General features: G+C 59.1%; 25 protein-coding genes, 1 tRNA gene and 1 other RNA gene. 15 read left to right on the top strand and 12 right to left on the bottom strand.

Annotated elements, in window-relative coordinates; genetic code table 11:
* The first annotated feature begins 62 nt into the window (after positions 1-62).
* From KCG45_RS15665 to KCG45_RS02195, 3 genes are all read left to right on the top strand, one after another.
* On the top strand, positions 63-254 hold the full coding sequence (locus KCG45_RS15665) for a (2Fe-2S)-binding protein (protein ID WP_255547907.1): 192 nt from the start codon (positions 63-65) through the stop codon (positions 252-254).
* A 161-nt stretch (positions 255-415) separates the two neighbouring features.
* A complete protein-coding gene (gene bfr / locus KCG45_RS02200) occupies positions 416-919 on the top strand; it encodes a bacterioferritin (RefSeq protein WP_218315503.1) in 504 nt (167 codons plus the stop codon).
* A gap of 240 nt (positions 920-1159) precedes the next feature.
* Entirely contained in the window at positions 1160-1624 is a 465-nt protein-coding gene (locus KCG45_RS02195; RefSeq protein WP_218315502.1) for a hypothetical protein, read from the top strand.
* A gap of 66 nt (positions 1625-1690) precedes the next feature.
* On the opposite strand, the gene KCG45_RS02190 is transcribed toward KCG45_RS02195, so the two are convergent.
* From KCG45_RS02190 to KCG45_RS02180, 3 genes are read right to left on the bottom strand one after another with little or no spacing between them, the layout of a single operon-like run.
* Entirely contained in the window at positions 1691-2167 is a 477-nt protein-coding gene (locus tag KCG45_RS02190; RefSeq protein ID WP_218315501.1) for a DUF2721 domain-containing protein, read from the bottom strand.
* Positions 2164-3588: a ribosome biogenesis GTPase Der gene (gene der, locus KCG45_RS02185; RefSeq protein WP_218315500.1), complete on the bottom strand. Its 1425-nt coding sequence runs from the start codon at positions 3586-3588 to the stop codon at positions 2164-2166. Before der ends, KCG45_RS02190 begins: the two co-directional genes overlap by 4 nt.
* Positions 3589-3639: 51 nt before the next feature.
* Positions 3640-3924, bottom strand: a complete 285-nt coding sequence (locus KCG45_RS02180; RefSeq protein WP_218315499.1) for a DUF3297 family protein — start codon at positions 3922-3924, stop codon at positions 3640-3642.
* 144 nt (positions 3925-4068) lie between these two features.
* On the opposite strand from KCG45_RS02180, the gene KCG45_RS02175 reads away from it, so the two are divergent.
* Positions 4069-4153 (top strand) — tRNA-Leu (locus KCG45_RS02175).
* Between the two features lie 80 nt (positions 4154-4233).
* Entirely contained in the window at positions 4234-5802 is a 1569-nt protein-coding gene (gene tig, locus KCG45_RS02170; protein WP_218315498.1) for a trigger factor, read from the top strand.
* Positions 5803-5876: 74 nt separating this feature from the next.
* On the opposite strand, the gene KCG45_RS02165 is transcribed toward tig, so the two are convergent.
* Positions 5877-7256: a cation:proton antiporter gene (locus KCG45_RS02165; RefSeq protein WP_218315497.1), complete on the bottom strand. Its 1380-nt coding sequence runs from the start codon at positions 7254-7256 to the stop codon at positions 5877-5879.
* Between the two features lie 6 nt (positions 7257-7262).
* Positions 7263-8816: an amidase gene (locus KCG45_RS02160; protein WP_218315496.1), complete on the bottom strand. Its 1554-nt coding sequence runs from the start codon at positions 8814-8816 to the stop codon at positions 7263-7265.
* A gap of 375 nt (positions 8817-9191) precedes the next feature.
* Here KCG45_RS02160 and KCG45_RS02155 point away from each other — a divergent pair, with 375 nt between their 5' ends.
* The 4 genes from KCG45_RS02155 to KCG45_RS02140 all read left to right on the top strand — a co-directional run bounded on the left by KCG45_RS02155 (position 9192) and on the right by KCG45_RS02140 (position 12417).
* Positions 9192-9896: an ATP-dependent Clp protease proteolytic subunit gene (locus tag KCG45_RS02155; protein ID WP_218315495.1), complete on the top strand. Its 705-nt coding sequence runs from the start codon at positions 9192-9194 to the stop codon at positions 9894-9896.
* Positions 9897-10103: 207 nt separating this feature from the next.
* Entirely contained in the window at positions 10104-11378 is a 1275-nt protein-coding gene (gene clpX / locus KCG45_RS02150) for an ATP-dependent Clp protease ATP-binding subunit ClpX (RefSeq protein WP_218315494.1), read from the top strand.
* A gap of 8 nt (positions 11379-11386) precedes the next feature.
* The gene (locus KCG45_RS02145) at positions 11387-11728 is read left to right on the top strand and encodes a low molecular weight protein tyrosine phosphatase family protein (protein WP_218315493.1); all 342 of its coding nucleotides are present in this window, start codon (positions 11387-11389) and stop codon (positions 11726-11728) included.
* A complete protein-coding gene (locus tag KCG45_RS02140) occupies positions 11725-12417 on the top strand; it encodes an aspartate/glutamate racemase family protein (RefSeq protein ID WP_218315492.1) in 693 nt (230 codons plus the stop codon). The genes KCG45_RS02145 and KCG45_RS02140 overlap by 4 nt, the downstream gene beginning before the upstream one ends.
* 114 nt (positions 12418-12531) lie before the next feature.
* Here the strand turns inward: KCG45_RS02140 and KCG45_RS02135 are convergent, their stop codons facing one another.
* The 5 genes from KCG45_RS02135 to mtgA form a co-directional block, all read right to left on the bottom strand.
* Positions 12532-13095 carry a fasciclin domain-containing protein gene (locus KCG45_RS02135; protein WP_218315491.1) on the bottom strand — a complete coding sequence of 188 codons (564 nt, stop codon included), beginning with the start codon at positions 13093-13095 and terminating at the stop codon, positions 12532-12534.
* A 152-nt stretch (positions 13096-13247) separates the two neighbouring features.
* Positions 13248-14036: an anti-sigma factor gene (locus KCG45_RS02130; RefSeq protein WP_218315490.1), complete on the bottom strand. Its 789-nt coding sequence runs from the start codon at positions 14034-14036 to the stop codon at positions 13248-13250.
* Complete coding sequence (locus KCG45_RS02125; RefSeq protein WP_218315489.1) at positions 14033-14614, bottom strand: sigma-70 family RNA polymerase sigma factor; 582 nt, start codon at positions 14612-14614, stop codon at positions 14033-14035. The genes KCG45_RS02130 and KCG45_RS02125 overlap by 4 nt, the downstream gene beginning before the upstream one ends.
* Positions 14614-15570: a cation diffusion facilitator family transporter gene (locus KCG45_RS02120; RefSeq protein WP_218315488.1), complete on the bottom strand. Its 957-nt coding sequence runs from the start codon at positions 15568-15570 to the stop codon at positions 14614-14616. The genes KCG45_RS02125 and KCG45_RS02120 overlap by 1 nt, the downstream gene beginning before the upstream one ends.
* A 5-nt stretch (positions 15571-15575) precedes the next feature.
* Complete coding sequence (gene mtgA / locus KCG45_RS02115) at positions 15576-16247, bottom strand: monofunctional biosynthetic peptidoglycan transglycosylase (protein WP_218315487.1); 672 nt, start codon at positions 16245-16247, stop codon at positions 15576-15578.
* A 109-nt stretch (positions 16248-16356) separates the two neighbouring features.
* Here mtgA and KCG45_RS02110 point away from each other — a divergent pair, with 109 nt between their 5' ends.
* Positions 16357-17691, top strand: a complete 1335-nt coding sequence (locus KCG45_RS02110) for an amidohydrolase (RefSeq protein ID WP_218315486.1) — start codon at positions 16357-16359, stop codon at positions 17689-17691.
* A gap of 61 nt (positions 17692-17752) precedes the next feature.
* Here KCG45_RS02110 and rpoH read toward each other — a convergent pair whose 3' ends face one another.
* Positions 17753-18655: an RNA polymerase sigma factor RpoH gene (rpoH, locus tag KCG45_RS02105; protein ID WP_218315485.1), complete on the bottom strand. Its 903-nt coding sequence runs from the start codon at positions 18653-18655 to the stop codon at positions 17753-17755.
* 113 nt (positions 18656-18768) lie between these two features.
* On the bottom strand, positions 18769-19734 hold the full coding sequence (locus KCG45_RS02100; protein ID WP_218315484.1) for an RluA family pseudouridine synthase: 966 nt from the start codon (positions 19732-19734) through the stop codon (positions 18769-18771).
* Between KCG45_RS02100 and KCG45_RS02095 the strand changes: the two genes are divergently transcribed.
* The 5 genes from KCG45_RS02095 (at position 19715) to rnpB (ending at position 23004) form a co-directional block, all read left to right on the top strand.
* Complete coding sequence (locus KCG45_RS02095; protein ID WP_255547906.1) at positions 19715-20140, top strand: M67 family metallopeptidase; 426 nt, start codon at positions 19715-19717, stop codon at positions 20138-20140. The genes KCG45_RS02100 and KCG45_RS02095 overlap by 20 nt on opposite strands.
* Before the next feature lie 183 nt (positions 20141-20323).
* Positions 20324-20980 (top strand): histidine phosphotransferase family protein, encoded by a 657-nt coding sequence (locus KCG45_RS02090; RefSeq protein ID WP_439648893.1) that lies wholly within the window; start codon positions 20324-20326, stop codon positions 20978-20980.
* Positions 20981-20984: 4 nt separating this feature from the next.
* Positions 20985-21695 (top strand): N-acetylmuramoyl-L-alanine amidase, encoded by a 711-nt coding sequence (locus KCG45_RS02085; RefSeq protein WP_218315483.1) that lies wholly within the window; start codon positions 20985-20987, stop codon positions 21693-21695.
* 87 nt (positions 21696-21782) lie between these two features.
* Positions 21783-22499, top strand: a complete 717-nt coding sequence (aqpZ, locus tag KCG45_RS02080; RefSeq protein ID WP_218315482.1) for an aquaporin Z — start codon at positions 21783-21785, stop codon at positions 22497-22499.
* A 71-nt stretch (positions 22500-22570) separates the two neighbouring features.
* Positions 22571-23004: RNase P RNA component class A (rnpB, locus tag KCG45_RS02075), an RNA gene on the top strand.
* Positions 23005-23014 lie beyond the last annotated feature (10 nt).

Here is a 23014-nt window from a genome sequence, read left to right as displayed (position 1 = left end):
ATTGAGAATAATTCGCATATCTTGGCTCTGCAAACGCTTCGCAGGAGTGATTCTTTAGCCTTATGTATATCTGCATTTGCAACGCGATACGTGAAGCCGACCTTCGTACAGCGGCTTTGGGCCATGGCGGCGACGCCGAGGCGACTTATGCGGCGCTCGGCAAACGCCCCAATTGCGGCCAATGCCTTGGTAAAGCTGGCGAAATCATCAACCAGGAACGCGCTCTCGCTTCTTGCGAAAAAGTCGCAGTCTGAATTTCGGTCACGCTACTGCGAACGGATTGCAAACATCTGAAACTTAAAGACATTTTTGTCTAGACCCCTTGCTCAATGGCGGCTGAGCGCGCATATACGGTGTCACATAATCACCGTCTGGCCACACATCCATGTGGCTTTTTGCGAAGGGGAACACCGCCATGAAAGGCGATGCAAAGGTCATCGAGTATCTCAACAAGGCTCTCACCAACGAGCTGACCGCGATCAACCAGTACTGGCTGCATTACCGCGTCCTCGCCGATTGGGGCGTTACCAAGCTGGCCGAATACGAGCGGCACGAAAGCATCGAGGAAATGCAGCATGCCGACCGGCTTGCCGAACGTATCCTTTTTCTCGAAGCGCTTCCCAACTTTCAGGCGATTCACCAGTTGAAAGTCGGCGAGACGGTTGAGGAGATCCTCAAGGCTGACCTGGCGCTCGAAGAAGAGGCGATCCCGCTGCTGCGCGATGCGGCTGAACATGCCAAGAGCGTGCGGGATTACACCTCTGAGCAGATATTCGAAGACATTCTCGCCAACGAAGAAGAGCATGTCGACTTCCTGGAAACCCAGTTCGACATGATCGAACGCATGGGTCTGCAGAACTACGTGCAATTGCAAAGTCATCCGGCTGGGGAAGGCGAAACCAACGCTGGCGTGAAATAGGCGCGAACCCTGTCGACTAATTGTGAAAGGCGAGGCCTCGGCGGCCTCGCCTTTTCGCATTCTGTCGTATCTGTACAAGACGGTTAACTCTAAGTTTGACAGCATGCATTCATGGGCGCAGCAGTGCGTCCAGGGGGCGTGAAGCGGGGGTTATTCACACAACCGTCTTGCCGGTTTTTTTCGGGCAAGTACGTCTTCCAAGTCGATTGGGTCGCACCTTTCGAACTTTGGAGCTGTTTAATGAGCAAATTTGTTAAATCCATCGCCGGCGGTTTCGCCGCGGCGACACTAGCCATGTCTACACCGGCACTGGCCGATATCGAAGTCTATGAGGATTATCAGCCGTCTGACGAAGTCGTCGAAATGACGCTCGTGAAAGTCGACGAAGGTCAGTTCGAGACCTATCTCGAAGGTCTGAGGAGCACTTGGGCCGCCGCGAACCAGGTCCAGAAAGACCTCGGCTATATCAAGGATTTCGCGATCTATGGCGTTCCGTACGGCGAAAACGAATTCAACATGGTTCTCGTCGTTGTCTTTCCAGACACGGCATCTGTCGGCCCGAGCAAGGAACGCTATATGGCGTTCCTCGATGCCTACGGCAAAGCCAACATCGATCAGGGCAACACGACCGTGCTGGAGCTCTACAATAAGATCCGCAAGATCCAGGGCACCTACATGCTTCGCGAAGTCGAAATGCTGAAATAGGCGATCACGATCGAACAACGATAGCGAGGGCGGGGTTGAAAGGCTCCGCCCTTTTGCATTGCGGTTCTACTTTTTGGCGCGGTTCGGGCCGCCTGCCGCCAATTGTGTTTCGCGCAGGAACACAAACAATGCCGAAATCAGGAATGCAATGGTCAGGACCCACATGACAGCGATCACCGTACCAATGCGGACGCTGATATAGGTTGAGACAAACAGCAGCGCGATCACGACGCTGATGATCACTGCACCTGCGGAAGATAGCATGATCGCCTTACGAGCGAGCGCGCGCCGCTTGCACAGCCAATCTACCTCGGCCGAGTGCCTTGGCCCCCTGTCTTCCTCATCCTGAGCCTCGAGACGCTCGATCCGGCCCGCGACCCAGGTAAGCCGCGCCATCATGACGTTCATGACGCTGCCGATGCCGACAAGAAGAAACGCAGGCGCGAGGCTGGATTGCAGGGCTTGCTGCACAGCAGGGGTACTTGATGTGCGCTCCAGCAATTCGGTCGCGATGTCGGCGGCGGCGAGCAAATCCAACATCATCGCTCTCCGCTGTAATTGCCCCCACCGCCTTTGTTGGCGTTGTAGGGATTCTTGGGACTCTTGAGCGTTACCCGGATAGGCACGGAATCAAAGCCGAGCTTCGACCGGATTCCGTTTATGAGATAGCGCTCGTAACTTTTCGGAAGGTCGTCGAGCCGTGTGCCGAAGACAACGAAGCGCGGCGGGCGCGTGCTCGCTTGCGTGATGTAGCGCAGCTTGATCCGGCGGCCACCCGGTGCGGGCGGCGGATTGGCGTCGAGCGCATCGTCGAACCACCGATTGAGCGCGGCTGTAGGTACGCGTTTGGACCAGCTTTCGCGCAAGTCGAAGGCTGCCCCGAGCATGGCATCGATACCCTTGCCAGTCTTCGCGCTGACAGCGAACAGCGGCAAGCCCCGGACCTGCGCGAGCCCATCGTCCAACGCGGCGCGAATGCCGTTGAAAAGGCCGCTCGCATCCTCGGCTATGTCCCATTTGTTGATCGCGATCATCAAAGCGCGACCTTCTTCGAGGACCATGCTCGCAATTTTGAGATCCTGATGCTCCAGACCTTGCGTCGCATCGAGCAGCAATACGACGACTTCGGCAAAATCGACCGCGCGGCGTGCATCGGCGACCGACAATTTTTCGAGCTTTTCGGTCACATTGCGCTTCTTGCGCATACCTGCCGTGTCGATGATCCGGATATCACGGGTTTCACCGGACTTCGGATCATTCCACTGCCAATCGATCGAAATCGAATCGCGGGTGATGCCCGCTTCCGGCCCGGTAAGCAGCCGGTCTTCGCCGAGCATCCGGTTGATGAGCGTGGATTTGCCTGCATTCGGCCTGCCGACGATAGCCAGTTTCAAAGGGCCTAGCGGCGCGTCTTCATCCTCATTTGCCTCTGCGAATGCCGCTGCTCCCGCTTCGGCGGCCTCCGCTTTCTCACCGATGATCGGCCAGAGCGAACCGAACAGATCGGCAATCCCCTCGCCATGCTCGGCAGAAAGCGGAACAGGCTCGCCAAGGCCGAGCGAATAGCTTTCGAGCACGCCGGATTCGCCGGAAGACCCTTCTGCCTTGTTCGCGACGAGCACGATCGGCACGTCATATTCACGTAAGTACCGCGCAATTTCGTTGTCGAGCGGTGTCAGACCCGCGCGCGCATCGACCACGAACATCGCTGCATCCGCGCCTTCAAGGCTGGCCTCGGTCTGTTTCCGCATCCGGCCAGGCAGGGTAAGATCGTCGTCATCTTCCCACCCGGCAGTATCGACAACAGTGAACTGCAATCCGGCAATCTCGGCATCTCCAAGACGGCGGTCGCGGGTCACACCAGGCTGATCGTCGACCAGCGCCAGCTTCTTCCCGACAAGCCGGTTGAACAGCGTCGATTTGCCCACATTCGGGCGGCCGATAATGATGACCTGAGGTTTCATAGCTCACTGCAAGTGGCGGTTGACCTGCCACTTGGCAAGCTGGAGCCCCAACTAGTCCTTTTTCGCGACCGGCGGATTGTCGCCAAGATCTTCGTACCACGCCTCTACCGGGCCGGTCAGCTTGATCGTAAGCGGCTGCCCCTTGCGGTCGACAGTCTTGCCTGCCTGCACGCGGACCCAACCTTCTGAGATTGAGTATTCCTCGATATCGGTCCGGACGCGGTCCTTGAACCGGATGCCGACACCGCGCTGCAGCGCTTCGGCATCAAAGGCCGGGCTGCGCGGATTGACCGAGAGGTGATCGGGCGGAGTGTCAGTTGTGTTGTTATCGCTCATCCGCGGGCCTTTAGTGGGGCACGGCGCGGGAAACAAGCGTGCAATGTCGCCGCTACGCTTGCCCTTTTCGTCAAGCGAGGATACAGGCCCAGCGCAGATGCGCGCGGGGGCTTTCGAGTTTCCCGCGCGGCTTCGTCTGGGCAAGCGGGCGTGGCGAAATTGGTAGACGCGCCAGATTTAGGTTCTGGTATCGCAAGATGTGGGGGTTCGAGTCCCTTCGCCCGCACCAATACCTCGCCCTGGCCTCAGCACGAACGAAGGTCTTTCGAATCAAATGAATGCAAGCTTAAGAAGGCTCCAGTACACCCCATGCAGACCAAGCAGACCATTAACGAAGGCCTCAAGCGCGCCTATCTGATCACCCTGACCGCCGACGAGATCGGCGCGAAGATCGAGAGCGAGATCAAGAAGATCGCGCCGCAGGTCAAAATGCCGGGTTTCCGTCCGGGCAAGGTACCGGCCAATCTCGTGAAGAAAATGCACGGTGAGCAGCTGCACGCGCAGACGCTTAACGACATGATCCGCGAATCGGTCGATCAGGTGATCAAGGATGAGAGCCTGCGTCCTGCAATGCAGCCGAAAATCGACCTCGGCGAAGGTTATGAAGAAGGCAAGGATGCCGAGATTTCTGTCGAGCTTGAGGTGCTGCCGGATATCGAGGCGCCGAGCACCGACGGTCTGAAGCTGGAGAAACTGGTCGTTCCGGTTTCCGACGAAGCTATCGACGAAGCGATCCAGAACATCGCGGGCCAGAACAAGAGCTACAAGGACGCAGCCAAGACCAAGAAGGCGGCGGACGGCAACCAGCTCATCATCGATTTCGTTGGCAAGCTCGACGGTGAGGAATTCGAAGGCGGCAAGGCGGAAGATGCCGCGCTGGTCATCGGATCGGGCACGTTCATTCCCGGTTTCGAAGAACAGCTGGTCGGCGTGAAGACCGGCGATGAGAAAACCATCACAGTTACCTTCCCCGAAGAGTATCAGGCCAATCATCTCGCCGGTAAGGAAGCAACCTTCGACGTCACGGTTAAGGCCGTGAAAGTCGAGACCGAAACGAAGATCGACGATGAATTTGCCAAGCAACTTGGTCTCGACAGCATCGACAAGCTGAAAGAGATCATGAAGGGTCAGCTTGAGCAGCAGACCGCTGGCCTCACTCGCACGCAGATGAAGCGAGCGCTTCTCGATCAGCTTGCTGCCGGACACGATTTTGCCGTGCCGGAAACGATGGTCGAAGCCGAATTCGATCAGATTTGGGCGCAGCTTCAACAGGAAGCTGCTAACGATGAAAATCCCGAGCAGGCGCTCAAGGAAATCGAAAACGAGAAGGATGACTACAAGGCGATCGCAGAACGCCGCGTCCGTCTTGGCCTGCTACTTTCCGAAATCGGCCAGGCCAATAATGTCGAGGTGACCTCGCAGGAAATGTCGATGCTGATTCAGCAGGCAGCGCAACAATACCGCGAGGAAGATCGCGAACGCTTCATGCAGTACATCCAGCAGGAACCGATGGCTGCAGCCCAGCTGCGTGCACCTCTGTACGAAGACAAGGTCGTCGATTTCCTCTTCGACAAGGCCGAAGTCACCGAACGCGAAGTGACACAGGACGAATTGCAGGCAGCAATCGAAGCCGACGACGATGCCGAAGCCGAGAAGGCGAAGGCTGCGCCGAAGAAGAAGGCACCGGCCAAGAAAGCGCCAGCCAAGAAGGCTGCTGCTAAAAAAGAGCCCGCCAAGAAAGCCGACGGAACGGCCAAGCCGGCGGCTAAGAAAGCTCCGGCGAAAAAGCCTGCTGCCAAGAAGGCTCCGGCAAAGGCAGCGGCGGCCAAACCGGCGGCGAAAAAGCCTGCCCCGAAAAAGGCTCCGGCAAAGAAGTAATTTCGAAGCTCGATAAGAATGGCGGCGGATCTTAATTGCGATCCGTCGCCATTTTTTGTGCTCTCAATGCGGTGTTAGTCTTTCTTGGACGGTTCCTGCGGCGTGGCAGCCCTATCGTCCGGGCTGAGCGAGGCCATCCAGCTGTCTTTTCCGATATGCACGTGGTGCCCGCGACCTTCCACGAATGCGATGTAGGGCCCAGCCACGACGCCGTGGATCACGATTGAGGCTAGGATCGTGAAACTGGCCGTCGCCCACAGGAGGTCCAGATTCTCGAATTCGCCTTTGTTCTGAGCATAGGCGAGATAGTAGATCGTGCCCATGCCGCGCACGCCGAGGAAGGCGACCGCAAGCTTGCCTGGCCAAGGCAGATCGCAATTCGCTTCGGCCAGAAGCCCCGAGATAGGGCGAATGATGAAAATGAGGGCGAGGCCGACCAGGGCGGCTGGCCATGTCAGCGCATCCAGCACTCCGCTGGCTAGCATGGCTCCGAAGCCGAGCAGAACCGCGACAAGGACGATCTGCTCGATCTGGTCGATGAAATGATGGCTGATCTTGTGATAGCGGCTGGCGTTTTCGCTTTGGCGAGCCGTGACGGCGGCTACGAAGACCGCCAGGAAACCGTAGCCCTGAACGATTTCAGCGAAACCATAGGCGCTCAATAAAGTCCCGAGCACGACCAAGCCCTCGCTCGTCGAGTATTCGGATTTATCCGTCTCCTCTTGTTCCGACTGGTCTTCCAATTCGATGTCCGCCATCGGCGCGTCGGCTTCGCGCTCGAACACATACCAGGCACCGGCCCGTCCGACCGCCCAGCCGACAAGACAGCCCACGGCAATGCGCCACCCGACATCAAAGGCAGCCCACTCGATTGTCCACATGCCGAGCGAGGTCATCCCGATCGCAGCGATCGCGAGGTAGGTGAATGGAAAGGCTAGCCCGTCATTGAGGCCGGCCTCTACCGTCAGGCTGAAGCGCACATCGTGGCGCTCGGAATCTCCCGGGGGACCGACCTGTACGCTGCGTGCAAGTACGGGATCGGTCGGCGCGAGGGCGGCACCAAGCAGGATGGCGCTCGCCGGAGCCAATCCTAGCGCCCACCAACCCAGCCATGCGACCGATGCGACCGTCAGGGGCATGGCGATGACCAGCAGCGGCCAGATCTGTCCCCAGTTCTTCCAGCTGACGGGGCGATCGATGGCGATGCCCGCCGCCGCGAGCGAGGCAATCACGATGAATTCGGTCACGTATTCCAGTGCGAGCGCGTCAAACCCGTCGAACGTCGGGTTGATGTTGGGAAATCCCATCCCCGCAGAATAGAGAAGATATCCTGCTCCCACGTAGACGATCGGCAGAGAAAGCCATAGTTTTGCAAGGCGCCGCTCAAGCGAAACCGCCAACATCAATCCGACGCCGAAGATGATGAACATCAATATGCGCGGTTCCAGATCCATGCTCTATCAGTCCGCAGGCTGATCCTTTGGTTCCCACGGAAGGAAATTCGGCTCCGCAAGTTCGGCACTGCGGGCGCGTTCATATGCGGCCCCCACTTTCAAGACAGCGTGATCTTCCCACTTCGCACCAAAAAAGCTGACGCCCACAGGCAGTCCCTCGATGTGCCCCATGGGCACTGTCAGGTGCGGGTATCCCGCAATCGCAGCGGGGCTGCCAAACCCGATCGAGCCATCGAAATTGTCGCCGCGCACCAAATCGCTGACCCAGGCAGGGCCTCTTGTTGGCGCGACGAGAAACTGCACGTCGTTTTCGGAGAATAGCGTGTCGAGTGTTTCCTCGCCTGCAATGCGCAGCGCATTCGCTTTTGCAGTCTCGTATCGTTCGCGGTCGGTGGTCCGTTCAGCTGCCTGGAAAATGCCTTGGCCAAACCAGCGCATCTCCTGTTCAGAATTTGCCTCGTTGAAAGCGATCAGGTCGGCAAGGCTGCGCGGCGTTTCCTGCCCTTCGATTGCAGGGATCGAAGCAAGGTATTTGCCCATTTCCTCGCGCAATTCGAACAGCAGCACAGTGAAACTGTCTTCCCAGATCGCATCGTTCATCTCGAATTCGATATCGATCAGCACAGCGCCAGCGCGCTCCAGATCACGGAGCGCGCTTTCAAACACAGCCTCAACATCATTGCGTTCGCCCACTTGGTTCCGCATCACCCCAATCCGAACGCCTTCGAGAGAAGCTTCCGCTAGTTCCGCAGTGTAGTCAGTTTTGCGCGGTACGTTTACCGTGGCGCTGTCGGCCGGGTCTTCCCCTGCAATCGCGCTCAGCAGCAAAGCCGCATCGTAAACGCTACGCGTCATCGGGCCAGCGGTATCCTGCGTGCTGGAAATCGGCACCACATGCGTACGGCTGACGAGGCCAACGCTCGGCTTGAAGCCGACCACGCCGTTGACTGCGGCAGGGCAAGTGATCGACCCATTGGTCTCCGTTCCGATTGCGCCCCATGCGAACCCTGCGGCGACAGCAGCGCCGCTGCCGGAGGATGACCCGCACGCATTGCGATCCGTGGCGTGCGGATTGCGTGTGAGCCCGCCGACCGCGCTCCATCCACTGGTCGAATCGTTCGACCGGATGTTGGCCCATTCCGACAGGTTGGCCTTGCCCAACACGACGCCGCCCGCTGCCCGGAGGTTGGCGATCATAGGAGCGTCTCGGCGGGTGACGTTGCCCTTCAACGCAAGACTTCCGGCGGTTGTGGGAAATTCTGCGGTCTCGATATTGTCCTTCACGAGTACGCTGCGTCCTTGCAGGAGTCCGGTCTGCGCCAGTTGCTGCGCGACTTCCGCTGCATCGGGATTGTAGATGATTACTGCATTCAACTGCGGCCCGGCATCATCCAGCGTCTGTATGCGGGCAATGTATTCTTTGGCGGCAAGAGCCGCTGGCGACGCATCCTCGCCTTGATATCCGGATTCGTCGGCGCTGGCGGTTTGCGCGATCGCGGCGGCGCTCAAGCTCATAGCAGACATCGTGAGAGCGGAGGAAATCAGGAGTTTTGCTGTCATTCCCGCCTGATCGCGCGAATCCGCCTCTGTCGCAAGGGTTCACGTTTGATCCGAGAAAGGTTTGGTGGAGGCATCGTTTCAAAACCGGACGCAGGCTTATGCGTGGTTGATGATGTGTCGTCCGTTCGCAACACATCCCCATGGTATCTCACCGCTTGTGCCGGGGGGGGGTGGTGCAAGTGGCGGCGGGCGCGCCAATGGATTGAGGCGGTGCGCCCGCTACCCGCTCTTGCTTCTCGCCCAAACGAACATCGCCAGCATTCACAGCGACTGGAATCCCTGGCGGCGTTTTGCCCTCCAATTGGTTAAAGCACTTGAATCCAGCGGCACGGGGCCCGACATTGCTTTTCCGACATTCAAGAGGAACAATCCCACATGATCGATCTGCTCGGCGAAACCGGCGAAACCTATGGCTCACAGGGCCAATTCACGACTGATCCCCTAACCGGCGCACTGGTGCCCGTGGTCGTGGAGCAAACGAGCCGCGGAGAGCGCAGCTTCGACATTTTCAGCCGCCTGCTGCGCGAGCGGATCGTGTTCGTTACCGGCCAGGTCGAAGATGGCATGGCATCGCTGATCACAGCGCAGCTGCTTTTTCTCGAAAGCGAGAATCCTTCGAAGCCGATCAGCATGTACATCAATTCGCCAGGCGGCGTCGTGACTGCCGGCATGGCGATCCATGATACGATGCAGTACATCAAGCCGCGCGTCTCGACCGTGTGCATGGGGCAGGCCGCATCGATGGGCAGTTTCCTCCTCGCCGCTGGCGAGCCGGGCATGCGGGTTGCGCTGCCGAACGCCCGTATCATGGTGCACCAGCCTTCGGGCGGGGCCCGCGGAATGGCATCAGACATCGAGATTCAGGCGCGTGAGATTCTGCGTATCAAGTCGCGGATGAATGACCTTTATGTGAAATATACTGGCCAGAGCCTCAAGGAAATTGAAAAGGCGATGGACCGCGACACCTTCCTCGAAGCCGAGGAAGCGATGAAATTCGGCTTGGTGGACAAGGTGTTCGAAACCCGACCGGAAAACGAAGAGAGCGACGAAAAGGAAGGCTCAGGCGGCGCGCCCGAATAAACTGGCGTCATGACGTCTCCTGATCCCGCCCCAGAGCGGGACAGGGGCCTATCCGAAGCGAGCCTTGAGGCGTAAATGGGGGTTTTTGGCCCATTGCGCGATGCGAAAATACGCCTCCATGTGTTGATTCATCTGGAGTCGGAGATACACTTGGCGAATCCCTTCCGGGCGCATGCCCCTGCATGTAAGGGATTCGAGGATAACAGGATGACCAAATTGAGCGGATCTGACAGCAAAAGTACCCTCTATTGCAGCTTCTGCGGGAAGTCGCAGCACGAGGTGCGCAAGCTTATTGCCGGACCCACCGTCTTCATCTGCGATGAATGCGTGGAGCTGTGCAACGACATCATCCGTGAAGAAACGAAAGCGGGTATCGCAGGCAAGAAAGAAGGCGAAGTGCCTTCGCCCCGCGAGATTTTCGAAACGCTCAACGATTACGTGATCGGCCAGAACAGTGCGAAGCGGAACCTGTCGGTCGCGGTTCACAACCATTACAAGCGTCTGAAGCACTCCGGCAAAGCGGCTGGCGATGTTGAGCTCGCCAAATCCAACATTCTGCTGGTCGGCCCGACTGGCACCGGCAAGACACTGCTCGCCCAAACTTTGGCGCGTACGTTCGATGTGCCTTTCACGATGGCCGATGCGACCACGCTGACCGAAGCTGGTTATGTCGGTGAGGATGTGGAAAACATCATCCTCAAGCTGCTGCAGTCCAGCGACTACAATGTCGAGAAAGCGCAGCACGGCATCGTTTATATCGATGAGATCGACAAGATCACGCGCAAGGCCGAAAACCCCTCGATCACTCGTGATGTGTCGGGTGAAGGCGTACAGCAGGCTTTGCTCAAGCTGATGGAAGGCACCACCGCCTCCGTTCCGCCGCAGGGCGGGCGCAAGCATCCGCAGCAGGAATTTCTGCAGGTGGACACAACCAACATCCTGTTCATCTGCGGCGGGGCGTTCGCAGGCCTCGACAAGATAATCGCTGACCGCCTGCAGAAACGCTCGATCGGTTTCGGTGCGCACGTCGCCGATCCTGACAAGCGAAAGGTCGGGGAACTGCTCGAAAAGAGTGAGCCCGAAGATCTTCTGAAATTCGGCCTGATCCCGGAATTCGTCGGTCGTCTGCCGGTGATTGCCACGTTGCACGACCTCGATGTCGATGCACTCGTAACAATCCTGCAGGAACCGAAAAACGCACTGGTGAAACAGTATCGCAAGCTGTTCGAACTCGAAGATGTCGAACTGACTTTCACTGACGCCGCGCTCAAGGCGATCGCCGAACGCGCGATCCTTCGCAAGACTGGCGCGCGCGGACTGCGCTCGATCGTAGAGGGCATCCTGCTCGACACCATGTTCGACCTGCCCGATATGGACAACGTCTCTGAAATCGTGATCGACGATGAAGTTGTGGCCGGTCAGAAGGATCCGATCCGTGTCGTTGCCAACGATGATGACGACAAGAAGGAAGAGGCGGCCTAAGCCACTCTTTGTCCGATCGACATTTCCTGTTCGTGTGCGGCAAGAACAAGCTTCGAAGCCCGACGGCTGAGAACCTGTTTGCCGACGTAAACGGGATCGCGACTCTTTCCGCAGGAATTAACAGGGACAGCGAAGAGCCGCTCAGCGATGAACTGATCGAATGGGCTGACATCATCTTCGTGATGGAGCATGCGCATCGCAAGAAGGTGCTCGGCCAGTTCTGCGCGGGGTTGGACGGTAAGCGCGTCGTCGTGCTTGATATCGCCGACGATTACGACTTTATGGCCCCGGAACTGGTGCGGCTTCTCAGGAAGAGAATGCGCCGCTGGTTGCCGGGGGATGGACCATGAAAACAATCGGTATTCTTGGCGGGATGAGCTGGGAAAGCTCCGCGCAATATTACGCGATCATCAACCGCGAAGTTCGCAAGCGGCGAGGCGGCATCGTTTCCGCGCCTATCCTGATGCACAGCTTCGATTTCGATGCAATCGCCGCGCTCCAGCGGGCGGGCGAGTGGGACCAGCTCGGCCAGATGTTGGGCGATGCTGCAGCCGGTCTCGAACGCGCGGGCGCCGAAACGATCCTCATTGCGACGAACACCATGCACAAGGTCGCGCCTCAGGTTGCCGCGTCGATTTCCTGTCCGCTCATGCACATCGCAGACCCTCTGGCGGAGTCCTTCAAAGCGGCAGGTCACACGAGCATCGGATTGCTGGCAACGCGCTTCACGATGGAGGAACCATTCTATGCGGATCGTCTCGCCGAACACGGTCTTGATGTGGTGATTCCCGATCCATCGCACCGAGCCGAAATCCATCGCATCATCTTCGAAGAATTGTGCGCAGGCGAAGTGCGGGAGGAATCTCGCCAATACTACTGCAAGGTGATCGACGACCTGAAATCCCGCGGCGCACAGGGCATCGCGCTGGCATGCACAGAAATCATGCTCTTGATCGAAGCCGGCGACAGCTCGATTCCCCTGTTCGATACGACCCAATTGCATGCCCGTGCTGCGGTCGATTTTGCTTTAGGAGATTAAAGAAACCCCGTTCGGCCTGGAGGAATTGGGCCGAACGGGGTGGGTATTGCGCCGCTCCGGATGGGAGGGGTTGGGATGATGGAGCGACGCGAAGCGGGAGCAAGCGAACTCAAATCAGGCCGGGAGGAACACTCCATCGGTGACATGAATTATGCCATTGGAGGTCTGTACATCGGCCTGCGTGACTGCGGTCGCACGGCCTGCGGCATCGGTGATGACGATGGTTTCGCCGGAAAGGCGCGCCGTCAATTGCTGTCCGGCCAAGGTGTCAATCTTGGCTTCGCCGCCATTTTCTTCGATCAAGCTGGCAAGATCAGCCGACGTCACCGAACCGGATACCGCGTGATAGACGAGGACATTGGTAAGCTGGCCCTTGTTCTCGGGGCGAAGCAAAGTCGCGACGGTTCCGTCTGGCAGCTTGGCAAAAGCAGTATCGGTCGGCGCAAATACCGTGAACGGACCCGGATTTTGAAGCGTCCCGGCAAGCTCGGCCGCCGTCACTGCAGCGACCAGAGTCGTGTGAACGCCGGTGCTCTGCGCGGTTTCGACGATGTTCGGTGCGCTCTTGCTGGTATGATCGTGCGCGGCAATTGGTGCGGCTGAAATGGCAGCCACGCTAGCTGTCGCGGCGAAGACAGCGAAAGCTGCTGATTTGAGAGTCTTGGGGATTACAGGCATTGGTTTCTCCTTTGTCTGCAAGCCCTCCCGGATCTTGCATGTGGAGCTACGCATGCCTGCCGGATCCGGATGCGAAAAAACCGCATTTCTTTGAAAAGATTGATGAACTGGCGGCATTTAGCGGGGAGCTGCTACGCAAATGGCGTGCTGGATCAGACCTGGGAAAACGCACCTTCGGCCACTACCGGCCCGGCATCGACGCCCTCGGGCTTCCCGCCGATCGGCTCACGCGTAAGGACCAGCTGAACGCCTTCGCCCATATTTCGTGTGACGTTCTCGGGCAGCTCCATGCTCCGCACCTCGCCCGGAGCGACGACCCCAAGTGATTGCAGTGCGCTGCCATCGGCTGGCACCAGCCAAAGCTCATGATCATGAACGCCATCGGCCGTCAGGCCAATGGCTCCGACAAGCATGCGCTCGCTTTCAGGTATGTAGGTCACGTCGAGCCGAAGTCCGGTTTCGCCGATCGGAACCTGCGCCACAAGCGGATCGGCCTCCGCGATCTGCTCCGGCGGATTATTCACGGGCACGATGACCGGTGTTCGATTGCCCGTGATCGCGATGAAACCGAACAGAACTGCCGCAGCGGTCGAGGTCAGCGCTGCGGTCCACTGCCAACGCCGTACGCGGTGTTCCAGCATGACGACATTCGCTGCCGCTCCGCCACCTCCGGAAAGCTCGGCTTCAGCCTGCGCTGCACGCTGAGCCTCGACCCTGTCCTCGATCCTGGCCCAGACTTCCGCGCTCGGAACCATCGGTGCGACTTCATCGAGCAGCGGCGCCAAGCGCTTTTCCCACTGCGTAACATCGGCGGCGAAATCGGCGTCAGTCGCCATTCGCCCACGCGCCATGAGCAGTTCTTCGCCTTCCAGCAGGAGGCCAAGCGCATATTCTGCAGCAATCATCGCGTCACCGCGTTCGATCTCGGTCTCGTCGCTCATTCGCCCGCCTCCAGGCAGGTGCGCAGCTTCAACATGCCGCGCCGTATCCAGCTCTTCATCGTTCCAAGCGGCACGTCAGCGCTCTCCGCCAATTGTGCGTATGTGCTTCCATCGAAGAATGCCGCGCGGATATTCGACCGTGCCGGGTCGTCCAGTTGTTCGAGACAGGTGTGCACGCGCGCCGCACGCTCGCCATCGATCATCATCTGATCGGCGAGTGGCGCGGCGTCGGGCAGCGGTGCGGCCTCTTCGACAGCCACGGCGCCGCCACGCACCTTGCCGGTGCGCAGCCGGTCAATCGCGCGGTTACGCGCGAAGGTCGCCAACCACGAGATCGGGCTCGCTCGTTCGGGGTCGTAGCGCCCCGCTCTCTGCCAAAGATTTACGTAGACGTCCTGCAAGGCGTCTTCTGCCTCCTTCTGATCGCCCAAGATACGAAAGCAGATGCCGAACAGTTTCACTCGCGTCGCAGAGTAAATCTGCTCAAGCGCCGCGCTGTCGCCTTCGCCCAAACGGACCATGGCCGACCGCAGGGCCTCACGGGCTTCGGTGGAAGCAGGAGTGGACTTGGCAGCCATCAGCAACCGGTCTCGCACAGCGTGCCATCGTCACGCTCGACCTGGATCGTGGCGTGGTTGATGCCGAAGCGATCCTGGAGCGAGTGGGCGACATCATGCAGGAAGCTATCGGTGCAAGGCGCGCCTGGCATCACAAGGTGCGCCGTCAGCGCGGTTTCGGTAGTCGACATCGGCCAAATATGCAGGTCGTGCACGGTCTTAACTCCCTCCAGACCTGCGAGATGGCCGCGCACTTCGTTCACGTCAATCCTTGCAGGAACTGCAAGCAATCCAAGCTTCAAGCTGTCCTTGGCAAGGCCCCATGTCCCCCATGCGATCATTCCAACGATGGCGAAGCTGACCAGCGGGTCGATCCACCAAAGGCCGGTAAAGACAATGACCAGACCTGCAACGACCACGCCAGCTGACACCAGCGCGTCTGCAGCCATATGCAGGTACGCGCCGCGAATGTTGAGGTCCTCCTGCCCGCGAATGAACAGCGCAGCCGTACCCGCATTGATGGCAATGCCGATCCCGGCGACGATCACCATCACCATGCCCTGCGGCTCCTGCGGCTCCATCAGTCGGTGGATCGTCTCGAACAGGATCGCGCCGATGGCGATGGCTAGCAGCAGCGCATTGGCGAGAGCAGCGAGGATCGTGGAGCTCTTGAAACCGTAAGTGTAGCGCTCGGATGGCGGCCGTTTCGCAGCCAGGCTCGCGCCCCACGCCAGGAGCAAGGCCAGCACGTCTGAAAGATTGTGACCGGCATCGGCGACGAGCGCCATCGAACCGTAGAGGAAGCCGAAGGTCGCCTCGACCACGACGAATATCGAATTCAGCGCAATCCCGATGATGAAGGCATTGCCGAAATCCTTTGGCGCGTGATGATGGCCGTGATGATCGTGCAGTCCATGGCAATCCGAGCCGCCGGCTTGATCCCCATGACTACGACTATGACTGTGACCCGGTCCCATCGGGTCTATTCATAAACGCAGGAATCGAGCGCGTCACCTTTGACCACGTTCATCCGCGCCTCAATGGTATTGCCGTAACGCGCGAGCCATCCGCCAGGGTTCTTGACCGAGCGGGTCTTCGGGCTTGGCAGGGCGACCGCCATACGGCTTGCTTCATCAGCGGTAAGACTGGCTGCGGATTTCCCGAAATAACGCCGAGCGCCAGCTTCCGCCCCATATGTGCCGATACCGGTTTCGGCTACGTTCAAGTAAACCTCCATGATCCGCCGCTTGCCCCAAACGGCCTCGATCCAGAACGTGAAATAGGCCTCAAGACCTTTGCGGAAATATCCGCCACCCTGCCACAGAAACACGTTCTTGGCGGTTTGCTGACTGATGGTGGACGCGCCTCGCTGCCTACCGCCTTGGGCGTTTTCCCTGATCGCTTCCTCGATCGCTTCGGTGTCGAATCCTGAATGCTCGCAGAATTTGCTGTCCTCGGATGCAATCACGGCGGCAACCAGGTTTGGATTGATGTTGTCGAGGCTCTCCCAATCCTTGGTGATGCCGTTCCCGTCGAACAGCATGGTCGCCGTCACCGGGACCGGCAGCCATTTGAAGGCGACGACCAGCAGCAGGCTCAACCCGAAAAGGAGCAAGAGTGTCTTGGCGAGGATTCGCGCGGCCTTGATAACCATGCGCCGCGTTTATCTGCGAGGTAGGATCGGCGCAATCGCGCGTTTGCTTGTGAAGCGCGGCGCGGCGTGCTTTGTAGAGCAAAACCGGAATCAATGGGGAGACTTACCGATGCGCTCACTTCGTACCGCGACCGCCGCAATTGCGCTTGTCGCCGCCAGCCTTGCCATGCCGGCAATCGCCAATGACGAAGCCGTCTCACAAGCTGTGGAGGCCGATTACGACGAGCATCTGGCTCCGCTGTTCGTGCATTTCCACGAGAACCCTGAGCTTTCCTTCCTCGAAACCAGGACCGCAGCGCGTATGGCGGAAGAATTGCGCGGCCTCGGTGTCGAGGTCACGGAAAATGTTGGCGGTACGGGCGTCGTGGGGATGATGCGCAACGGTGACGGCCCACTGATCTTGCTTCGAGCCGACATGGATGGGCTCCCGGTGGTCGAGAAATCGGGCCTGGATTATGCCTCTACCGCCACACAGGTGGGGCAGGATGGCGAAGAATACCCGGTAATGCACGCCTGTGGTCACGATGTGCACATCACGTCCATGGTTGGCAGCGCGCGGCGTCTGGCAGCGATGAAAGACCAGTGGAGCGGCACCATCATGTTCGTGGTCCAGCCAGCCGAGGAGCGTGTCGGCGGTGCCAAGGCGATGCTCGAAGACGGGCTCTACGACCGCTTCGGCAAGCCGGACTATGCACTCGCGTTTCACGTGTCGTCGGTTATGCCGACTGGCAAGGTGTCGGCATCCGAGACGATCCAGTACTCGAGCGCGGACAGCGTCGACATCATGGTGCCCGGCGTGGGAGCGCACGGCGCCAGTCCCCACCGAGGCCGCGACCCGGTCTATATCGCCTCGCAAATCGTGACCGCGCTGCAATCGATCGACAGCCGCGAGATATCCCCGCTTAAGCCGGTCGTGGTGACCGTGGGCGCGTTTCAGGCGGGAACGAAGCACAATATCATTTCGGACCGCGCGGACCTGCAATTGACGGTGCGCGCCAATGATGAGGAAACGCGCGCACAGACCCACGCCGCGATCAAGCGGATTGCTCAGGGCATCGGCAAGGCACACGGCCTCCCAGATGAGCTGCCGGTGCAGGTGACGGTCAGCGAGGGCACGCCGGTGACCAACAATGATCCCGAGCTCGCGCGGCGGCTCAATGCTGTCATGGAGCGTGAATTGGGCGCCGATGCGGTGATGCCATGGGAGCAGCGCGGAATGGGTGCGGAGGATTTCGCCTATTTCGTCGCGGATGAGTATGGCGTGCCGGGTTACTATTTCGCGGTGGGCGGAACCCCGCAGGCTGCTTTCGATGCAGAAGCGAACGGCGGGCCCGCGGTGCCGAGCCACCATTCACCGCTCTTCAAGATCGCTCCCAAGGAAAGTGTAACGCTGGGCACGCGCGCGATGATCGCTGCGGTCATGGATTTGGCACCGGCCAACTAAAATGAAAAAGCCCTCTCCGGCGCAAACCGGAGAGGGCTTTGAATTACCTTGAGCTTGGCGCTTACGCGACGCCAGGTAGCAGTCGGTCGCCGGCGATGCGCTGCATTGCTTTTTGCAGCTTCTCGAATGCGCGGACTTCAATCTGGCGGATGCGTTCGCGCGACACGTCGTAGACTTTGGAAAGCTCTTCCAGCGTCTGCGGCTTTTCCGTCAGGCGGCGCTCGGCGAGGATGTGCTTTTCGCGATCGTTGAGCGAATCCATCGCCTCGACCAGCATATCGTGGCGCACCTCTGCCTCTTCTGCGTCGGCGACGAGTTCGTCCTGCAGCGGGCCGTCATCGGTCAGCCAATCCTGCCATTCGCCCGAGCCGTCTTCACCATTGCGCATCGGCGTGTTGAGCGAGCCATCGCCGCCCATCATCATCCGGCGGTTCATATTGACGACTTCCTGCTCTGGCACGCCGAGATCGGTGGCGATTTTCGTCACGTCATCGGGCGACAGATCGGTGTCTTCATACGCTTCGAGCTGTTTCTTCATCCGGCGCAGGTTGAAGAAGAGCTTCTTCTGCGCGGCGGTGGTGCCCATTTTCACGAGGCTCCAGGAACGCAGGATGTATTCCTGGATGCTCGCCTTGATCCACCACATCGCGTAGGTAGCGAGGCGGAAACCGCGATCGGGTTCGAATTTCTTGACGCCCTGCATCAGGCCTACATTCCCTTCGGAAATGAGGTCAGACACGGGCAGACCGTAGCCGCGATAGCCCATCGCGATTTTGGCCACGAGCCTGAGATGGCTCGATACCAGCTGCGCTGCGGCATCGGGGTCTTCGTGTTCGGCATAGCGCTTGGCGAGCATGTACTCATTCTCAGCCGTCAGCACAGGGTATTTTTTGATCTCCGACAGATAGCGGTTGAGACCTTGCTCGCCGCTCAGGGACGGGACCGTCGTTTTGGCTTTACTCACTTATTCCCTAACCTTTCTTGCGTCGACCTCCTGCACCGGACCCCTGATGGGCATCCGGCATTTCGGGCCACAAAGTTACATATAGCGAAATTGCGCAGAAATGCGCGTGCTTTTCATCGATTAGAACGTGCAAGTTCGTCGATTAGTTCCTGCATATCCGGCGGTGTGGCCGCGTGAAAAGATACGGTTTCGCGGGATATTGGATGCAGAAAACCCAATTCGGCGGCATGCAGTGCCTGTCGCACGAATTTTAGCTGTGAAAGCAGCGGTTTGAGCGACTTCGGGGCTTTTCCATAGATTGGATCTCCTAGTAGCGCATGGCCGATTGACGCACAGTGAACGCGGACCTGATGGGTGCGACCGGTTTCCAGCCTGCACTCGATCAGCGCGCTGTCATGCATACGCTGTAGAACTGTATAATGCGTAACCGCCGTCTTGCCGCGTGAGGAATTCTTTTCGAGCACAGCCATTTTCTTGCGATCGGCGTCGCTTCGACCGATTCGGGCGTCGATGGTGCCCTTCGATGGGTTGGGGATGCCCCCGCACACGGCCAGATAGCGCCGATGGATCGAATGGTCGGCAAATTGCGCGCCAAGCCCTTCATGCGCGGCGTCGGATTTGGCGACCACCAGCAGGCCGGATGTATCCTTGTCTATCCGATGGACGATGCCGGGGCGCGCGACACCGCCAATGCCTGAAAGCTGGCCCCCTCCGTTTTTGGCGCAATGGTGCAGCAGCGCGTTGACAAGTGTCCCGTCCGGATTGCCAGCAGCAGGGTGCACGACCATGCCCGCGGGCTTGTCGACAACCACGAGGTGCTCGTCTTCGAATACGATTTCGAGCGGGATGTCCTGCGGTTTCGCTTCGGCCTCGGCCGCTGGAGGTACAGTGATGCGAAAGCGCGCGTTTTCACCGACTTTAAGCGAGGGCGACGTCGCGAGTTTGTCGTCGATTTCGACTTTCTCTTCCGCGATGAGCGCCTGGATCCGCGCCCTCGACAGCTCCGTCGCTTTGGCCAGCGCCTTGTCCAGCCGACCGGCGCTGCCAACGATTCCGGAGATGATTTCTGGCGCGGACATGGTAGAGCCATGCGCGATGGAAATCGAGGTGACAAGGGATGTGATCGCAGCCATGCGGGCTGCCGCTATCGCGGCGCATCCGCGCGAGGCCTGCGGTATTCTCACAGGCGGGGATCGTCGCATCACAGCCTTGGTAGAAACAGCCAACGTCCACACGTGCCCGCAAGCAAATTTCGAAATCGATCCACAGGCGTTGATCGATACGCATCGCAGCGCGCGCGAAGGGTGCGCTCAAATCATCGGGTATTTCCATTCTCACCCGACCGGAGCGGCGCGGCCATCACAAACCGACAGGGAAATGGCCGCGCATGATGGCAAGCTGTGGGCTATCGTCGCAGGAGATGAACTGATGGTCTGGGAAGATCGGGAAGACGGCTTCCGGCAGGTTCCATACAGCGTTGCATAGCGCTACGGATTTGCCCATAGAAAGCGGAAGCGGCGAGCACGCCGATCTGCAGGGTTCGAATAAGCAGATCTGTGCAAGAAGGGGTGAAACGAAAATCGTGACGACCTTGCAATTTTGCCTTCGGGCGGAACCTGTGTGGTTTTGCCAAGCGCTCTCGCTGCAAACCCCTGACTACGGAAAATCATGATGACCTCGCAAACCGATCTTGCCGCGCTGCTATGCTCGCGCCTGTGCCACGACATGCTCTCCCCGGTGGGAGCGCTGTCGAACGGGCTGGAATTGCTCGCCGATGAGCAGGATCCGGAAATGCGCAAGCGCTGCGTCGAGTTGCTCGAACAGAGCGCCAAGATCAGCACGGACAAGCTGAAATTCTTCCGCCTCGCATTTGGTGCGGCTGGCGGCTTCGGCGATGCCGTGCCGGTCGAGGAGGCACAGGATGTCATCGCCGCTCTTGCTGCGGGAAATAAGCGGGTCGAGCTGAACTGGGCCGTGAGCGAGTCCACGCTGCCCAAACCGGCAGTGAAAGTGTTGCTCAACCTCTCGCAGATTGCGCTCGACGCGTTGGTCCGCGGCGGATCTCTCGATATCGGCGCTGAAAAACGCAAAGGGAACGTCGAAATCGTAGCGCGGGCAACCGGCAAGAAGATCGCATTCGACGAAGTCATCGGTCACGCGCTGCAAGGCGAAATCTCTCCGGTCGAAATCACAAGCCGCACCGCTGCTGCGCACATGATTGCGACACTGGCAGAGGAAATGGGCGGCGGTCTGCAATATGCGCTCACGGAGGACGCGCTCGTGCTCGGCGCGGTCATACCCCAACCCGAAGGGATGATCGGGTAGCCGCATGGAGAAAACCGAACTCGTCCACGCAGTGATCCACTCGCCGAATTTCGACGAACGCGATCAGCCCATCACTATGCTCGTGCTGCATTACACGGAAATGCAGCCTGTCGAGCGTGCTCTGGGCAAGCTGACCAATCCCGAGGCCAAGGTCTCGGCACATTACCTGATCAGCGAAGCGGGCGTGGTCACCCAGCTCGTGCCGGAGGAAAAGCGCGCCTGGCATGCAGGCCTGTCGTTCTGGCGCGGGAACAAGGACATAAATTCCGCGAGCATCGGGATCGAGCTCGACCATCCTGGGCATAGCGGCGGATATCGCGAATTTTCCGAGGTTCAGTTTCAGGCCTTGGTCCCGCTGGTCGCACGGATCGTACAGGATCACGACATCCCGCGCGCCAATGTGCTGGGTCATTCCGACGTAGCGCCGATGCGCAAGATCGATCCGGGAGAACTGTTTCCATGGGATCGGCTCGCCGAGTACGGATTGTGTCTGCCGCGGCCGACCAAACTGGAAAAAGGCGATCCGTTCCCGAACATGGGCGCGTTCATCCTGGGCCTAGAGCGGTTTGGTTACGACATTACCGAAGGTCGCAAAGCGATCGAGGCTTTCGAGCGGCGCTGGCGTCCTGAAAAGATCTCAGGCGAATTCGATGCGCAATTGGGTGCAATTCTGTGGCAGTTGCTGTTGGACCGGGATCGCGGGGCGACGCGGTAGCATTCTTCGGCGGGTTTCTGGCCTTGCGCCGCTTCGGAAGGTAGACCTGAGAAATTCGGATCGCAATCGAGCGGGGAGGAATTGGGAATGTTCAGGAAGCTTTCGGCCGAATTTATTGGCACATTCTGGTTGGTTTTCGGGGGGTGCGGCGCTGCCGTCCTCGCTGCCGGTTTTCCGGAATTGGGCATCGGCTTTGTCGGCGTGTCTATGGCCTTCGGACTCACTGTGCTCACCATGGCATACGCCCTCGGCGGAATATCGGGAGGACATTTCAACCCGGCCGTCTCGCTCGGGCTCGCGCTTGGCAATCGGTTTGCCTGGTCGGAGTTGCTTCCATATTGGGTTTCTCAGCTCCTAGGTTCGTTCACGGCGGCAGGCCTCCTTTATCTCATTGCCAGCGGAATTGTAGATTTTCAGGCAGGGGGCTTCGCATCCAACGGGTACGGAGAACTCTCACCAGGCGGGTTTTCGATGAGGTCGGCGCTCTTGATCGAGATCGTGCTCACAGCAGGTTTTCTCATCGTCATTCTCGGGTCGACTTCGCCCAAGGCTCCGGCCGGTTTCGCGCCCATTGCAATCGGTCTCGCGCTGACATTGATACATCTCATATCGATACCCGTGACCAACACATCGGTTAACCCGGCACGGTCCACTAGCGTGGCGTTCTACGCCGATACCGCGGCGGTGCCGCAATTGTGGCTCTTCTGGGTTGCGCCGTTAATCGGTGCTGCCATGGGGGCGCTCATCTGGAAGCTGGTCTTAGCGCCAGACGAAGCGATCGAGAATATCGGCGGAACCGGATGATTTCTGCTTCAGAAACTTAATGCAAGGGCCGGCTTTCCTGGAGCCGGCCCTTTCTGTATGAGGCCTGTTATCAGGGGGCTGAGGCAGCCGCGTTATCGTAAGATACCGAGGAAAGTCCGGGCTCCACGAAGCAATGGTGGCGGGTAACGCCCGCCGGGCGAGGGTTTTCTGACCCAAGTTCAGGGAAAGTGCCACAGAGAGTATACCGCCGATGGCGCACGCTGTTCGCAGCGGCGCGCACAGGCAAGGGTGAAAGGGTGCGGTAAAGGCGCACCGGGGCTCTGGTAACAGCGTCCGCATGGCAAACCCCACCTGGAGCAAGGCCAAATAGGGGTCTCGCGCCCTCCTTAGGGTAGGGCAGGAGTGGCTCGCTCCGAGAGATCCGGGTTGGCTGCTTGAGCTGCTCAGCAATGGGCAGCCTAGATGAATGGTTGCCGCCGCGATTTAGGTCCTTCGGGATACCGGCTCGCGGAGACAGAACCCGGCTTATGACGCCCCCTGATGATCTTCCCGCG

Origin of the sequence: Erythrobacter ani (assembly GCF_019204025.1) — a bacterium.
Taxonomy (GTDB): Bacteria; Pseudomonadota; Alphaproteobacteria; order Sphingomonadales; family Sphingomonadaceae; genus Erythrobacter; species Erythrobacter ani.
The sequence above is the reverse complement of the archived record's forward strand: the minus strand, read 5'-3'. Positions and strand labels throughout refer to the sequence as shown.